The organism is Luteolibacter sp. SL250 (genome assembly GCF_026625605.1).
Taxonomy (GTDB): Bacteria; Verrucomicrobiota; Verrucomicrobiia; order Verrucomicrobiales; family Akkermansiaceae; genus Luteolibacter.
In genome coordinates, this window is record NZ_CP113054.1 from 4,174,875 (window position 1) to 4,190,803 (window position 15,929).

Consider the following 15,929-nt stretch of genomic DNA (forward strand, 5'->3'; position numbering starts at 1 on the left):
GAAAGGAACGGGCAGACATGCTGCGCTTTCTTCCATGGAGATTCATCATCCGCTTCGCCGCCCGACGGTACGGGGTGATGGACCCGATTTCCTGGCTCGCGAGATTGCGGGCTTTCGCCCGTCCTTCCGAGGTTCAGGAACCCATCGAGCTGCTCCGGGCAGGCATCGTCTTCCACGCGCGCGGCTTGGTGAACGTGAAGGCGATCCAGCACAACCTGGACTGGGTGTGGCCGTTCTGGGTGGAGCGCCAGTTCAAGCCGGGCGATCCCTCCTTCGTCCCGCGCGCGTTCTCTTTCAGCCACATCAACCTCACCCACCGCAACTGGACCGCCGTCGGCCTGCCGGAGATCCCCATCTATCCCATCGTCGATCCGCGCGGGCTGGTCACGCCCCTGCATGATGGATGGTCGGTGGACTTCTGGATCGTGACGAAGGATGGCGCACGCCTCCTGCCGTCAAAGCTGGAGGAATCCCAGGTCACCCAGACGCTCCACCTGGAGCCCGGCCTGCGGGTGGAGACCGTGGCGGAGAAAAGCGGCTTCCGCATCCGCAGTGAGGCAGCCATGGTGCTGGATGGCACCACCCCTACGGTCGAAGTCCAGGTCAACGCCACCTCTGACAAGGCCGGCTGGCTCATCGCCGCCATCCGTCCCTACAACCCGGAGGGCATCCAGTTCATCGACAGCATCCAAGTCAACGGTCCCGGCGACGGTCTGGAGATCAACAAGAAGACCACCGTCCGCTTCAGCGAAACGCCCTCCGGCCTGCGCATGGCTCACTATGAGGAGGGCGACGTCCACAATGACCTGGCAACGTTGGAAGAAACGTCCTCCATCACCTGCGACGCCGGCATGGCCACCGCCGCCGCCCTCTTTCCCATCTCCGCCGGAGCGGAAAGGCAGCTCACCGTTTCCATCCCACTGACGGAGGAAATGGAACTGCGCGGACTGAAGCTCCCCGAAGCCGCCGCCACCCCGTGGAGCGAGGCCATCCAGCCCACGGCCCGCCTTTCCGTCGCGGATCCGAAGATCCAGTTCCTCTACGACGCGGCGGTGCGCACCCTGCTCCTGCTCTCCGCGGACGAGCTGGTCCCCGGGCCGAACACCTACCGCCGCTTCTGGTTCCGTGATGCCTGCCTGATGCTGAACCCCATGCTTGCCATGGGCCTCACCGCCCGCGCGGAAAGGATCCTCTCGCGCTTCCCCGCGCGCCAGACGCTGGGCGGCTACTTTTCCTCGCAGGAGGGCGAGTGGGACTCCAACGGCCAGGTGCTGTGGATCGCCGCGAGGTTCGCCGCCGTCACCGGCAAGCGGCTGGATGACACGATGGAACACGCCTTGATCAAAGGCACCCGCTGGCTTTCGAAGAAACGCCTCCCCGCGGATGCGCCGCACGGCACCGCCGGACTGCTCCCGGCTGGCTTCAGCGCGGAGCATCTGGGGCCGAACGATTTCTACTACTGGGATGACTTCTGGGCCATCGGCGGACTGCGGGCCATCGCGGACTATTGGAAAAAATACGGCGAGCAGGATCACGCGGAGGAGGCGGACAAGCTGGCGGCCGAATACACCGACAGCCTGGAGAAAAGCCTGGCGCGCATCCCCGCGAAGCGTTCGCGCGGGGCCATCCCCGCCGCGCCGTCCCGCCGGATGGACGCCGGTGCCGTCGGCTCCATGGTCGCGGACTACCCGCTGCAACTCTACCCACCCGGCGAGGAACGTCTGATGGCGACCGCCCGCTACCTCATGGACCGCTGTTCTTTCCACGATGGATTCTTCCAGGAAATGATCCACTCCGGGATCAACGCCTACCTCACCCTGGACCTCGCGCAGACCTGCCTCCGTGGCGGGGACCCGAACTATGGAAAGTTGGTGCGTGCGGTGGCGGAACTCGCCTCGCCCACCGGCCAGTGGCCGGAGGCCATCCACCCGAACACGCTGGGCGGCTGCATGGGCGACGGCCAGCACGGCTGGGCCGCGGGTGAGTGGATCATGGTCATCCGCAACGCCTTCGTCTATGAGGAGGAGTCCACCCGCTCCCTCGTCATCGGCTCCGGCATCCTCCCGGAGTGGGTGCATGAGGATGGCACCGCCAGCTTCGGCCCGACGCACACACTGTGGGGTGAGGTCAGCGTGAGCATCAAGGATGAGGCGGTCCGCGTGGATGCCATCTGGAATGACACGCCTCCGCAGATTGTGATCTCCATCCCGGGATACCTGCCCATCCCGGACGCGGCGGCCAATGCCCCGCACCCCCTCACACCTTTCCCATCATGAGAATCGCGATGTTCACGAACACCTACCTGCCGCACGTCGGCGGGGTCGCCAGATCGGTGAAGACACTGGAGGACGAGTGCCGCAAGCGCGGGCACGAGGTCTGTGTCATCGCCCCGGAGTCCGACATGGCGGAAGAATGCCCGGACGTGCTGCGCGTCCCGGCGATCCAGAATTTCAACGGCAGCGACTTCAGCGTGCGGCTGCCATCGCTGAACCTCATCAGTGATTTCCTGGAGGAGTTCCAGCCGGACATCATCCACAGCCACCACCCGTTCCTGCTGGGGGACTCCGGATTGCGGGAGGCGTGGAAGGTCCGGATGCCCATCGTCTTCACCCACCACACGCTCTACGAGCGCTACACGCACTATGTCCCGCTGGACTCAGACGCGCTGAAGCGGGTGGCCATCCAGCTCGCCACCGAGTACTGCAACCTGTGCAGCAAGATCATCGCGCCGAGCGACAGCGTCGCCCATCTGCTGGTGGAACGCGGGGTGACCACCCCCATCGAAGCCATCCCCACCGGCATCGACACCGCCGCATTCGCCGCCGCGGATGGCGGGGCGTTCCGTGAGCTGCACCGCATCCCGGAGGACGCGGCCATCATCGGCCATGTCGGACGGCTGGCGGAGGAAAAGAACCTGCGCTACCTGACGGAGGCGGTGAAAGCCGCGCTCGCCCGGCATCCGGAGGCATGGTTCGTCCTCGTCGGCGATGGCCCGGAAAAGCAGGCCATGATCGACCTCATCGGCAGCGACCGCATCGTCGCGCCAGGCTCCCTGCACGGCGCGGATCTGGCAAACGCCTACGCGTCGATGGATGTGTTCGTCTTTGCCTCGCAGTCGGAGACACAGGGCATGGTGCTGGCGGAGGCGATGGCGGCGGGCGTGCCGGTCGTCGCACTGGACGGCCCGGGCGTGCGGGAGATCATGAAGGACGGGGAAAATGGCACCATGCTGGCCGGTGATGCGCCGGTCGAGCAATACGCGGAGGCGCTGCACCGCATCCTTTCGGACCATGATTTCCGCAGCCGCTGCGCGGAGGGGGCCTCCACCACCGCCGCCGAATATGACCGCGACGTGACCACGGACCGCATCATCTCGCTTTACGAAGAACTGGTCGCCGCTGCGGCGCACGAACGGGCGGAGGATTTCACCCTGTGGGACCGCGTGCTCAACGGCATCGGCGTCGAGTGGGACCTCACCGTCGCGAAGCTCGCCGCGGTGGCGGCGGTCGTCACTGCAACCCCAGCAACGGAGGCGAAGATTGATTAGCAGGATCGGAGCGAGGATGCGGTGGATGCGCCGCAAGCTGAGCCGGACGCACTGGGCGGCGCGTCTGCTGGGCGTCTCCGTGCCAAAGGGGCACAACCCCAGCCCGGGACTGATCATGATCCAGATCGACGGGCTATCCCGACCGCAGTTCGAGAAGGCGCTGGCTGACAAAAACCTGCCGCACCTCGCCCGTGCGCTGCGGCGGCGGCAGTTCCATCTCCACAGCTTCTACTCCGGTGTTCCCTCCACCACGCCCGCAGTGCAGGGGGAGCTGTTCTATGGCGTGCGCGCCGCCGTCCCGGCCTTCCAGTTCCTCCACCGTGAGTCCGGCGAGGTCTTCCGCATGTATGACGCGAAGTCTTCCGAAGTGATCGAAGGCAGGCTCCGGCAAAAAGGCGGACCGCCCCTGCTGGAGGGCGGCCACACCTACTCGAACATCTATCAGGCGGGGTCCGCCGGATCGTGGTATTGCTCGCAGGATCTCTCACCCGCCGTGATGTGGCGGAAGGCGCGTCCGCTGAAATGGCTGCTGCTTTCCATGGTCTACATTGTGAAGATCCTGCGCGTCCTTTCGCTCGCGGTGATCGAGTTTTTCCTGGCGTTCATCGACTGCGTACGCGGGCTGTTCGAGCGGCAGAACCTCCTGCGTGAGCTGTTGTTCATCCCGGCACGGGTGGGCATCTGCATCATGCTGCGGGAGTTCATCCGCTTCCGGGTGCTGCTGGACATCGAGCGCGGCGTGCGGGTGATCCACGCGAACTTCCTGGGCTACGATGAACAGGCCCATCGCCGCGGGCCGGACTCCGCCTTCGCCCACTGGACGCTGAAGGGCATCGATGACGCCATCCGGGACATCCAGCGCGCCGCCATCCGTTCCGACTACCGGGATTTCGAGCTCATCATCTACTCCGACCACGGCCAGGAACGGACCACGCCGTATGAGACGGAGAATGGCAGGACGCTGGAGGAAGCGCTGCGCGAGGTCTTCGCCGGGGGGCCGCTGGCGGAGTTCGCGGTCGTCGATGCGGGCGGCGCTCAGAAGGTCGTCGGCGCCACCAACCGGCGGAAAAAACTCCGAGCCACCAGCGGGCCGCAGCCGGTCCATGGAAAGGAAATCATCGTCGCCGCCATGGGTCCAGTCGGCCATGTCTATCTGCCGGCGGTTCTCCCTGCGGATGAACTGCGGCGCTATGCCACCGCGCTGGTGGAGAAGGCAAATATTCCCTGCGTTCTCATCCCGGACAGCGATGATTCCGAAAAAGCCACCGCCATCACACCAGCCGGTGTCCTGGAACTGCCGGAACAGGCGGACCGCCTGCTGGGCGGAGATCACCCGTTCCTGGCGGATGCGGGCAACGATCTGGTCGCGCTGGGTTCGCACCCGGATGCAGGTGACCTCATTATCAGCGGCTGGCGCACGGGATCGCCCATCAGCTTTCCGGCGGAGAACGGCGCGCACGGAGGCCCCGGTTCCCAGGAAACGCATGGCTTCCTGCTGCTGCCGGAACATTTCGAGCACGAACCGGCGGTGAACCCGCAGCATGGTCCCATCCGTGGAGAAAACCTCTACCAGCTCGGCGGGGAATACCTCGACGGAAAGCGCCCGGTGGCGAAGCCCGTCCGCCCCGTGCGCGGCGGAAAGACCATCCTGCGCGTCATGACCTACAACATCCACAGTTGCATCGGCATCGACGGAAAGCTCAGCCCGGAGCGGGTGGCGCGTGTGATCAACCGCTTCCACCCGGACATCATCGCCGTGCAGGAGGTGGACGCGCACCGCCTGCGCAGCGCGGAGCATGACCAGGCGGAACTCATCGCCGCGCACCTGGAGTTCCGCCACGTCTTCCACTCCATGCTGGAGGAGGAAAAGGAGAAGTATGGCATCGCCGTGTTTTCCCCCCTCCCCTTCGAGCCGGTGAAGACGGGCCTGCTGACAAAGGCGGAGCCATCCCGCCTGCGGGAGGCGCGCGGGGCCATCTGGGTGAAGCTGGGCCGTGAGGAAACCGGGCGGGACGTCCACTTCATCAACACCCACTTCGGTCTCGGCCGGGATGAGCGCAACCGCCAGGCCGCCGCCCTGCTGGGAAAGGAGTGGCTCGGCTCCATCCCGGAAGATGAACCGGTCATCCTCTGCGGTGATTTCAACTCCACCCGCCGCTCCGTCGCGTGGAAGCGCATCAGCGAGCGCTACCGCGACGCCCAGCTCTCCCTGCCGCAGCACCGTCCCCGTCCCACCTTTCCCAGCATGCGCCCGCTCACCCGCCTGGACCACGTTTTCATCAGCCGCCATTTCAAGGTGCGCGGCATCACCATCCCCGGCGGCCACAGCGCGGTCGTCGCGTCCGACCACCTGCCGCTGTGCGTGGAACTGGAAATGGAGGCGCAGGGATGAAGGCGTGGAAAATCATCGCCTGGGTGGCGGTCGCCGCGCTCCTCGGCTGGCTCCTTTATGCGAACCGGGAATCTCTCACTAAGGAATCCATCATCGCCTACGGCAAAAGCCTGCCCGCCGCGTGGTTCATCCTCGCCTTCCTCCTGCTGCCGCTGATCGGCTTTCCGCTGAGCATCCTGCTCATCCTCGCGGGCATCCGCTTCGGCGTCGGCTGGGGCATGGCCGTCACCACCGCCTGCATCTACTTCCACCACTTCGCCGGCTACTGGATCTCCCATAGCTACCTGGACGAACGCCTGCGCCGGTTCGCGGAAAAGCGCGGCCACAAGGTGCCGGAGATCGATGAGGGGAACCGCGTCTGGTATACCATTCTGTTCGCCTCCGTCCACGGACCGCCCTACGCGTTCAAGCTCTACCTGCTCGCCCTCACCGGCGTCCCGTTCCGCATCTACTGCTGGGTGGGCGGCACCGTGTACATCCTGTTCTGCATCATCCCCGTCGGTGCGGCGGCCGCCGCCGTCCACATGGACGTCACGTGGATCTACGTCGGCATCGTCGTGATCTCCGCGGGCGTCCTGATCGGAAAATGGCTGAGGAAGCGGAAGCAGGCTGCCGCTGATGGTGCCTCAACCCAGTGATGGGGATGGAACTTTGTCCCACGCGATCAAACCCGTGGTCATGGAGAACGGGACAGATGACCACGGATTACACGGATTACACGGATTCAGAAAAAGAACGAAGAATCCGAATCCGTTCAATCCGTGTAATCCGTGGTTTCAAAAAGCGGCTCCATCCAAATCGACTTTGATCTCCCGGTGGTCCAATCACCTGCAACTTCCGCCACGTTCCGGGGTTTGCATTCATCCCTGGTTCCCTGCAAACATCCCGCAAATCCCACATGATGAATTTCCCAAAGCTGCCCGCTCTGCTCGCCTCCGTGGTCCTGTTCGTGCCCGGCCTCCGCGCCGCCACGGAACGCCCGAACATCCTTTTCATCTTCACCGACGATCTCGCCTACCAGGCGATCAGTTCCTACGGGGAATCCCGCAAGCTGCTGGACACGCCGAACCTCGACCGGATCGCGCGCGAGGGCATGCGCTTCAACCGCGCTCTGGTGCCGAACTCCATCTGCGGCCCCAGCCGCGCCACCGTCCTGACGGGGAAATACTCCCACCTCAACGGCTTCCCGAACAACTCGAACAGCCGCTTCGACGGATCGCAACCGACCTTTCCGAAGACGCTGCGGGCGAACGGCTACCAAACCGCCATCGTCGGAAAATGGCACCTGATGAGCGATCCCACCGGCTTCGACCACTGGGATATCCTGCCGGGACAGGGTGCTTACTACCAACCGGACTTCATCCGCAACGGGGAGAAAGTCACCGAGGACGGCTACGTCACGGACATCATCACCGACCACAGCATCGGCTGGCTGGAAAAGCGGGACAAGTCGCGGCCCTTCCTGCTGATGGCCCAGCACAAGGCACCGCACCGGGAATGGGCGCCCGCGCTGCGCCACCTGAACCACGACAACGACCGCAAGTATCCCGAGCCGCCGACCCTCTTCGACGACTACGCCGGCCGGGGCCAGGCCGTCCGCGAACAGGACATGACGCTGGAGAAGACCTTCACCCCGCGCGACGCGAAGCTCAACGCCCAGCCCCGCCTGACACCGCAGCAGCGGACGGAGTGGGACGCCTACTACGAACCCCGTAACAAATCCTTCCACGAAGCCAACCTGCAGGGGAATGACCTCGTCCGCTGGCGCTACAACCGCTACCTGCACGACTACCTGGGCACCGTGAAGTCCGTGGACGAAAGCGTGGGCAGGCTGCTGGACTACCTGGACAAGGAAGGCATCGCGGACAAGACCATTATCGTCTTTTCATCCGACCAAGGCTTCTTCCTCGGCGAGCACGGATGGTTCGACAAGCGCTGGATCTTCGAGGAATCCCTCCGCACGCCGCTGCTCGTCAAATGGCCCGGCGTCACCAAGCCCGGCTCCGTGAACGACGATCTCGTCTCCACCCTGGATTTCGCCCAGACGTTCTATGAAGCGGCGGGCGTCGCCCCGCACGAGGGCGTCCAGGGCCGCAGCCTGGTCCCCGTCCTTTCCGGAAACACGCCGGACGACTGGCGGAAAAGCTTTTACTACCACTACTACGAGTATCCCATGCCTCATCGCGTGCGCCCGCACTACGGCGTGGTGACCGCCCGCCACAAGTTGGTCCACTTCTACGCGCCGGATGTGGACTACTGGGAACTCTACGACCTCCAGACGGACCCGCACGAACTGCGCAGCGTCTATGACGACCCCGCCCAGGCCGCCGTCCGCGACGAACTCCACCGCGAGGTGGCCCGCCTCCGCACCGAGCTGAAAGTCCCCGCCCAGGACCCGCCCGGCTTTTCCGGTGGGCGGAGGAAATAGGTGAGGATGGCAGCCCCCCTGCGGGCGGTCAGGCCGGGGATTTGCACCGTGCAACCCCCGGCGGACGCGAAATGCAAGACGGGCGGGAGGACACCGCCCCTGATCCCCCTAACCCCGTGGTTTCCGGGGATGGCATGGACCCTGCGAAAGAATGTGGATCATCCCAATCCACAGAAATCCATGAACACACCTTCCATCATCATCGCCGCGAACCGCGGCCATCTCGTCGCCTACCGCAAGACCGGGAACGACTCGCTGCAGCCGATCGACAACGCTTCCTTCAAAGAAGGGAACGCCAGCATCTCTGACATCGTCACGGACCAGGCGGGCGCGTTTCCCATGAGCGGCACACCCGGCACCGGATCCTATGAGAGCCTGCCGCTGGTGGCGGAGTTGGAGGTCCGCAGCTTCCGCAAGGTGGCGGAAAAGATCGGCAAAATCCTCGACGAAGAGGACATCCCCTGGTGGGGCTTCGCCTCGCCCAGCGAGATCAACGGCGCGATCCTCGACCACCTGAAACCGCAGTACCGGGACAAAGTGTCGATCAACCTGAAGTCCGACCTGACCAACTCACCGAAGGAGCAGGTCTACCAGAGCTTCAACAAGGCCGCACGGGAAACGCACGTGGTGTGACGAACGGAGCGCGGACTTCAGTCCGCTTGGCTTCGCAAAGACCATTGCTCCGGGGCGGACTGAAGTCCGCGCTCCATCAATCCCTCACACACCGGAAGCCCGTGTGGTTCGCGGGCGAGTCCTCCTCCAGCGAATGCCGCGCGGCCGGGCGGTAGCGCATGCAGTAGGAAACGTGGCAGAGGTAGGAGCCGCCTTTCGTCACGTGATGCGGCGGACCCGCCTTTTTCACGCCGGTCATGCGGTTGAGCCAGGTTTCCGGCCCGGCGGGATTGTCCTTCGTGCAATACGTCGGATAGGCGGGGTCGTAGTAATCTGAGCAGAGTTCCCACACGTTGCCCGCCATGTCGCGGAGGCCGTAGCCGTTCGCGGGAAAGGTCCCCACGGGGGCCGTGGAGGTGAATCCATCCGCGGCGGAATCCCCGGCGGGGAACTCCCCTTGGAAGGTATTGGCCATCCACTTGTCACCGGGCTTCATCTCATCCCCCCAGGTGTAAGTCTTTCCGGAAAGCCCGCCGCGCGCGGCGAACTCCCACTCCGCCTCCGTCGGCAGCCGCTTGCCCGCCCACTTCGCATAGGCCGCGGCGTCCTCGTGGTTCACGCACACCACGGGATGGTTGCCACGGCCCTCGATGGACGATGCCTTTCCCGACGGGTGCCGCCAGTTCGCCTCCGGGTCCCACCGCCACCACGATCCCGCGTCGGCGGTGTTCGGATCACCGACGGATTCAGCCGGCTTGTTGAAGACGAGGCTGCCCTGGTTGAAGCCACCCTGCGGCAGGCTGGCCCGGGCCTCCGGCGGGAAGTCTTCCAGCTTCGCCGGGCGCTCCGCGAAGGTGACGTAGCCGGTCGCTTTCACGAATGCGGCGAACTGGTCGTTGGTCACCTCCGTCACATCGATGGAAAACGGCTTTACCGTGATCGTGCGGACGGGAGCCTCTTCGGGGAATTCCTTCAACCCATACGGCGTATCAAACGATCCGGACGATCCCATCTGGTAAGTGCCGCCCGGCAGCGCGGCCATGCCGTCGTTCACGGGGAAATTCCCCGCCTCTTCCTTTTTCTCACCCTGGCACGCGGAGAGCAGCAAAACCGCGCAGGCACCTGCGGCACGTATTTTCTTGGAAACCATCATCACGGACGGCGGGACTGTATGCCCGCCCGGATGGAACTCCAATCTTATCGGATGGTTGCCCGTTCCCGCCGGAAATCTTCACGGCGGGGCGTTTTGACCGTCTCAGGCGGCCATCAGCAGGGAGATGCGCTCGCGGCGCTGCCTTTCGTCCAGATCCGCAAGGAAGTATGCCTCAACCGACTCACCGTCGTCCCTTTCAACCTGATCGAGCAGATACAGCTCGATGGTGGCGTTGATCGGGAACTTGAGGGGGCAGTCCCCCGGCTCCACCAGGTAGCCATCGACAAAGGTGAACGAACGGCGGTCCGTCTGGTCCTCCACTGCGGTTCCGTTGCGGGAACCTCCTACGAAAATTGGATGCTGATGCATAACCCTGTCACTCTAAGCGATAACTGTGCCAAATGCAAGTCAGCGCGGCGATTTTGGTGGCGGAGGAGGTTGAAGACTGGGACCGCGGAATCCAGAGCGAGCGTGGCGAGCCTTCCTTTCTTGCGCAGCCAAACCGGATGGCCGGAGGCAATTCATTCCGCCCCGGAGAATCCAGCCATCATGCGAAGCCAAGCGGAATGAATTCCGCGGTCCCAGTAGTCCTTCCCACTACTGCGCCCGCTGGAGGTGCGGGACTTCGCGGATGGCGGGAACGTCGGCGGAAATGAGCCTCTCGAACTCAGGATTCAGGAGGTAGTCCGTTCCGAGGACTTCCGCGAGCGGATCCACATCCTCCTGCGAAAAGCCCAGATGGAGATGCCGCGACCAGCCCTCCGCCATGGCGAATTTCCCGGACTCCACACCCATCTTCCGGGCATGGTCGTCCAGGGACTTGATGTAGTTGCTCATGCCCTGCGTGGCGTCCAGCCAGCCGCGCTGGCTTTCATGGGCGGACAGCGCTTCACGGATGGTCTCATGGACCGCAGTCGTGTTGACCCAGGATCCGGCGGTGACGGGCCTGCGGAGCGGATCCCTGCCGCCGTGGGGCATGCAGTGATAGACCGTGGCATCCCCCGTGTAGGCGGGGCGCTCCGGATCGGAGCGGAAATTCGGGATGGAATGGGCGAAGGTCGCCGTCACCGCCAGCCGCGCTGTGATCATGTGGTCCTCCATGTAGTCCTCCAGCGGATGGGTCAGGACGATGGCGGGCTTCACCTCGCGGATCACCGCCGCGACTTTCCGCAGCAACTCCGCGTTGTAGAAAATCTCGAGGTCATCCGCGATGGGCGGGTGCCAGGTCGCGCCGATGAGTTCCGCCGCGTTGCGCGCCTCCTGCGCGCGGATGCGGGAGGTCTCCTCCGCGCCATGCACCGTGCTGCCGCCACTGCCCGTCGCCAGGTTGAAGCAATGGATGTCCCAGCCCGCGCGCTTCAGCAGCAGCAGCGTGCCGCACATCTTGAATTCGATGTCATCGGGATGCGCCGCGATGGCGATGGCGGATGGTCGGTTCATCATGGAAAAAGGAAGGCTCATGAAGCTCCCGGAGCCGCCGGGCACGGCGGCTCCGGGATGAAGTTTCCTCAGACGAGCTTGTAGACGCCCGGCACGGGGACCGGCGGCACGGGGAGTTTGTCGCCGAAGTTCACCTTGTCCGGAGCGAGGTCCTGGTTCGCCTGCCACATCTCCTCCCAGGTGATGCGCTGGCCGGTCTGCGCGGCCTCACGGGCCAGCAGGCCGAGCATGGTGCTGTTGGCCATGTATTCGCCCGCGTTGAGCTCCTTGCCCGCGCGGATGGCGGCGAACCACTCGTTGTGCTCCACCTGGTACATGTTCTCCGGCTGGTCGCGGAAGGCCCACGTGACCTTGCCGGCGGGGTCCTTCGTCAGAACGCGGCTCGGGGCTTCCAGCGTGCCTTTTTCGCAATAAACGCGGTCCACCACCTCGCTGAATGCACCCTTGAACTGGCGCTGGCCGATGTGGCAGATCACGCCGCCCGGATACTCGAACGCGACGTCATAGTGGTCCCACACGCTGCCGTCGTCATCCCGCTGGGCACGGCCGCCGGAGCCACGCGCCGCGATGGGGGCGACGTCACCCATCGCCCAGGCGATCTTGTCCACGGTGTGGATGCCTTGCTCCACCAGCGGTCCGCCGGACAGCCAGCCATGGCCCATCCAGTTGCGGATCTGCCACTCCACGTCACCCCATTCCGGGTTCCGTTGGTCGATCGCGGTGGATGGTTTCGGCACGGAGGCCAGATAGGTTCCATAGACGGAGATGACGCGGCCCAGCTCCCCGGAGGTCACCTTGCCGTAGCCTTCACGCGTGTTCGGGGAGAAGCGCCAGCAGAAGCCGTGCTGGATGGTGGTGCCCTTCTGCTTCGCCAGCTTCGCGGACTCCACGACGGACTTCACGCCCGCGACGTCCACCGCCATCGGCTTTTCACAGAAGGCATGCTTCCCGGCGTCCACCGCGGCACGCAGGTGCAGTGGGCGGAACCCGGGAGGAGCGGTCAGGATCACCACGTCCACACCGCTGTCGATGACTTTCTGGTAGGCGTCCAGACCGGAGAACTGCCGGGCCTCAGGGACTTCCACCTTGCCACCGAACTTCGAGAGGTTGTTCAGGGAAGCGGTGATCTGGGAAGCGAAGGCGTCGCCGATGGCCCAGAGCTTCACGTTCGGGTCCGCGGACAGCGCCTGGCTGGCGGCACCGGTCCCCCGGCCGCCGCAGCCGATGAGGCCGATCTTGAGGATGGCGTTGTTGGACGCGTTCTGGGCACGGAGGACGGCGGGGAACGCGGTCACTGCGGCGGTGGCGCCGGCGGCGGTCAGGAACTGGCGCCGGGATGGGTCGGATGGATTCATCAGGGTAGTTGGGTTGTTCGGAGATAGGTTCAGGGAGACTGCGGCTGGTGGAGGATAGAACGGATGCGGCATCCGGCACCGTTCATCCTAATCCTTTAAAACATGCTGCTTTTCTTCAACACAAAGGTGCCCGCGGAGATCCGCCGCGGCGGCCTTGTCCAGATACACGGAAGCATCCGGATGTTCCTGGAGATAGGAGGCGGGAACCTCATCGGCCACGGGGTTGTCGAACGCCTCCGACACGATGCCGGCCTTCGCCGCGCCCCACGCCATCAGGATGATCCGGCGCGCCTCCAGGATGGTGCCGCAACCCATGGTGATGGCGTGTGACGGCACCCTGTCCGCCCCGCCGAAGTCCCCGGCCGCGTCCGTCCGCGTCATGTGGTCCAGCCGTACCAGCGACGTCCGCGATCCCCTGCCCGCCCCCGGCTCGTTGAAGCCGATGTGGCCGGTCCGGCCGATGCCGAGGATCTGCAGGTCGATGCCACCGCACGCCTCGATCAACGCCTCATACGCGCGGCAATGCGGGCCGATGTCACCCGGATCCAGGTTTCCGGACGGGATGTGGGCGTTCTCCGGCCGGATGTCGATGTGATCGAAAAGATGCTCCCGCATGAAGGTCCGGTAGCTCCGCGGGTGGGACGGCAGCAGGCCGAAGTATTCATCCAGGTTGAACGCGACCACGTTCGAAAATGACAGGCCCTCCTCCCGGTGCAGGCGCACCAGCTCCCGGTAGAGCGGCAGCGGCGTCCTCCCCGTCGCCAGTCCCAGCACGGCCATCCGGCCTTCCGCTGCACGGCGTTCGACCAGTGCCTTCATCTCAAGCGCGATGGCTCGGCAGGCACTCTCCGGGGATGGGAAAATCTGACATCTCACAGCCCCGGAACATAGCACAACCCGGCGGCGGAATCTTCGCTATTTCGGTGGTAATACTTGCTTTTTCCGTCATGGACGGAACACCCGCTGGCGGTACTCCCGCGGCGTGCAGCCATGGATGCGCTTGAAGTGTTTCAGGAAGTTCGCCATCGAGTCGAACCCGCATGCCCAGGCGATCTGGCTGACCGTGTCATCCGTCTCCGCGAGCATGCGGCACACCCGCGCGATCCGCAGCTCGTTGAGGTAGGATGGGAACGTCTTCCCCGTGCGGGAGCGGAAGTAGTGGCTGAACGTCACCTCGCTCACGCCGATGTGCTTCGCCACGTCCGCGAGGTAGATGGGCTTCGCGATGTTCTCCTGGATGTAGGCGGACACCAGCCCCATGCGCTCGCTTTCGGAAATGTGGATCTCCGGCGTGAACCCGGGCGAGGAGATGCGCACCAGATCATCCGAGGACGCCAGGTCATCCAGGATCTGCATCAGCAGGATGAGCCGCTTCAGCCCGTGCGCCTGGATCATCTTCCCCATCGCCGCCGCCACCCGGTCCCGCGTGGCCCCCGTCACCTGGATGCCACTCTCCGCCTGCTCGAACAGCCGCTTGATCGGGATCATCTCCGCGCGGGCGAGCCAGTTCCTGCCGAGGAACTGGGGGTGGAACTGGACGTTGAGCGCCTTCACCTTCCGGAACGGCTTTCCGGGGATGACCTCGTTGCGGTAGTCGTGCGGCAGGTTGGAACCGAGGAAGGTCAGGTCGCCGTTCTTCAGCGGTGTGATCTTGTCACCGATCCAGCGGTGGGTCCCTCCGGACTGCACCAGCGTCAGCTCCAGCTCCGGGTGGAAATGCCACTGGCAGCCGAAGTTGTCCCCCTCGATGCGGGCGCATGCCACGACATCCGGCGCGGAGTGCGGCGCGAGTTGTTCCTGGATCGGTTTTCCCATGGTCGTATCCCGGCAGGGGCGGGGTCGCTCCACCCCCACGCGGAGATCCGGTTACGGCACGGGACACCGGTTTCTTATGATGTTTTTCCGGATAATCTTACTCTTTTCACAGATCCACCGTCTTCCCCGTCCGGAAACTCTCATCCGCCGCCAGGACGATGCGCATGGAGGCGATGGCATCGTCCATATGGGAACCCAGGTCCAGGTCCTCATGGATGGCCTTGAGGAAATACTCCTGCTCCCGGTGGCAGAGGCCATCATGGTCCGGCTCATCATCCAGGTGGATGGTCTCGTCCTTGCGGGTGAAGTTTCCGTCCTCCCCCAGCGCGCCGTGGTGCAGGCGGAGGGACTGCGTCTGGGAATGCGCGTCCACGTTCGCGCTCTGGCCTTCGGAGCTGGCTTTGTCCGCGACGATGGAGACGCAGCCCTTCGGCCCGACGACGTCCTTCACGAAGAACGCCACCTCGCTCATCATCGGGCCCCAGCCCGCCTCGTACCAGCCCACGGACCCGTCGTCGAAGGTGACCTGCAGGTGGCCGTAGTTGATCTTTCCTTCCGGCAGCTCGTCGGTGAGGCGCGCGCCCAGGCCGGACACACGGATCGGCTTCGCGCCCGTCATCTGGCACATGACATCCACGTAGTGGACGCCGCAGTCCACCACCGGAGAGATGGAGGAAAGGAGCGCCTTGTGCGTGTTCCAGTTCGCCCCGTAGGACTGCTGGTTGAGGTTCATGCGCATGACCAGCGGCTTGCCCAGCGTCTGCGCCAGCTCGATGAATTTGATCCAGCTCGGGTGGTGGCGCAGGATGTAGCCGATCACCAGCTTGCGGTTCTTTTCACGCGCCTTGGCGACGATGCGCTCAGCGTCCGCCACCGTTTCCGCGAGCGGCTTCTCGATGAACACATGGCAGCCGGCGTCGAACGCCTTTTCGGCGAACGCCGCGTGGGTGTCCGGGTAGGTGGAGATGGAAACCGCGTCCGGCGACAGGGTCCGCAGCGCCTCGTCGAAATCCGTGAAAGTGGGGTAGGATGCGCCCAGCTCCGCGTTGAGACCCTGCGCGGATTTCTCCGAGCGGGTGACGATGCCACAGATCTCGAAACCATCGATCCGGTGATAGGCGAGCGCATGGGAGCGCCCCATATGACCGGCGCCGACACAGAGGATACGAACAGGAGAATTCATGGGA

The 15,929-nt window shown here is 64.6% G+C and carries 13 protein-coding genes; 6 read left to right on the top strand and 7 right to left on the bottom strand.

Features of this window, described 5'->3' with window-relative positions; translation table 11 throughout:
• The first annotated feature begins 17 nt into the window (after positions 1–17).
• The 6 genes from OVA24_RS18060 to OVA24_RS18085 all read left to right on the top strand — a co-directional run bounded on the left by OVA24_RS18060 (position 18) and on the right by OVA24_RS18085 (position 9,000).
• Positions 18–2,276, top strand: coding sequence for a hypothetical protein (locus tag OVA24_RS18060; RefSeq protein ID WP_267671516.1), 2,259 nt, complete (start codon positions 18–20; stop codon positions 2,274–2,276).
• A complete protein-coding gene (locus OVA24_RS18065; RefSeq protein ID WP_267671517.1) occupies positions 2,273–3,547 on the top strand; it encodes a glycosyltransferase in 1,275 nt (424 codons plus the stop codon). Before OVA24_RS18060 ends, OVA24_RS18065 begins: the two co-directional genes overlap by 4 nt.
• A gap of 25 nt (positions 3,548–3,572) precedes the next feature.
• Positions 3,573–5,939, top strand: a complete 2,367-nt coding sequence (locus OVA24_RS18070) for an endonuclease/exonuclease/phosphatase family protein (protein WP_267671518.1) — start codon at positions 3,573–3,575, stop codon at positions 5,937–5,939.
• Entirely contained in the window at positions 5,936–6,577 is a 642-nt protein-coding gene (locus tag OVA24_RS18075) for a TVP38/TMEM64 family protein (RefSeq protein ID WP_267671519.1), read from the top strand. The genes OVA24_RS18070 and OVA24_RS18075 overlap by 4 nt, the downstream gene beginning before the upstream one ends.
• Positions 6,578–6,840: 263 nt before the next feature.
• Positions 6,841–8,367 (top strand): sulfatase family protein, encoded by a 1,527-nt coding sequence (locus tag OVA24_RS18080; protein WP_345783447.1) that lies wholly within the window; start codon positions 6,841–6,843, stop codon positions 8,365–8,367.
• A gap of 180 nt (positions 8,368–8,547) precedes the next feature.
• Positions 8,548–9,000: a host attachment protein gene (locus OVA24_RS18085; RefSeq protein WP_267671521.1), complete on the top strand. Its 453-nt coding sequence runs from the start codon at positions 8,548–8,550 to the stop codon at positions 8,998–9,000.
• A 76-nt stretch (positions 9,001–9,076) separates the two neighbouring features.
• On the opposite strand, the gene OVA24_RS18090 is transcribed toward OVA24_RS18085, so the two are convergent.
• The 7 genes from OVA24_RS18090 to OVA24_RS18120 form a co-directional block, all read right to left on the bottom strand.
• Positions 9,077–10,132: a formylglycine-generating enzyme family protein gene (locus tag OVA24_RS18090; protein ID WP_267675294.1), complete on the bottom strand. Its 1,056-nt coding sequence runs from the start codon at positions 10,130–10,132 to the stop codon at positions 9,077–9,079.
• 102 nt (positions 10,133–10,234) lie between these two features.
• Positions 10,235–10,501 carry a hypothetical protein gene (locus tag OVA24_RS18095; protein ID WP_267671522.1) on the bottom strand — a complete coding sequence of 89 codons (267 nt, stop codon included), beginning with the start codon at positions 10,499–10,501 and terminating at the stop codon, positions 10,235–10,237.
• Positions 10,502–10,729: 228 nt separating this feature from the next.
• On the bottom strand, positions 10,730–11,575 hold the full coding sequence (locus OVA24_RS18100; protein WP_267671523.1) for a PIG-L deacetylase family protein: 846 nt from the start codon (positions 11,573–11,575) through the stop codon (positions 10,730–10,732).
• Positions 11,576–11,640: 65 nt separating this feature from the next.
• Positions 11,641–12,927, bottom strand: a complete 1,287-nt coding sequence (locus tag OVA24_RS18105) for a Gfo/Idh/MocA family protein (RefSeq protein ID WP_267671524.1) — start codon at positions 12,925–12,927, stop codon at positions 11,641–11,643.
• An 87-nt stretch (positions 12,928–13,014) separates the two neighbouring features.
• Complete coding sequence (gene nagB / locus OVA24_RS18110) at positions 13,015–13,821, bottom strand: glucosamine-6-phosphate deaminase (protein WP_324287869.1); 807 nt, start codon at positions 13,819–13,821, stop codon at positions 13,015–13,017.
• Positions 13,822–13,872: 51 nt separating this feature from the next.
• Positions 13,873–14,742: a helix-turn-helix domain-containing protein gene (locus OVA24_RS18115; protein ID WP_267671526.1), complete on the bottom strand. Its 870-nt coding sequence runs from the start codon at positions 14,740–14,742 to the stop codon at positions 13,873–13,875.
• A gap of 106 nt (positions 14,743–14,848) precedes the next feature.
• On the bottom strand, positions 14,849–15,925 hold the full coding sequence (locus OVA24_RS18120) for a Gfo/Idh/MocA family protein (RefSeq protein ID WP_267671528.1): 1,077 nt from the start codon (positions 15,923–15,925) through the stop codon (positions 14,849–14,851).
• Positions 15,926–15,929: the final 4 nt, after the last annotated feature.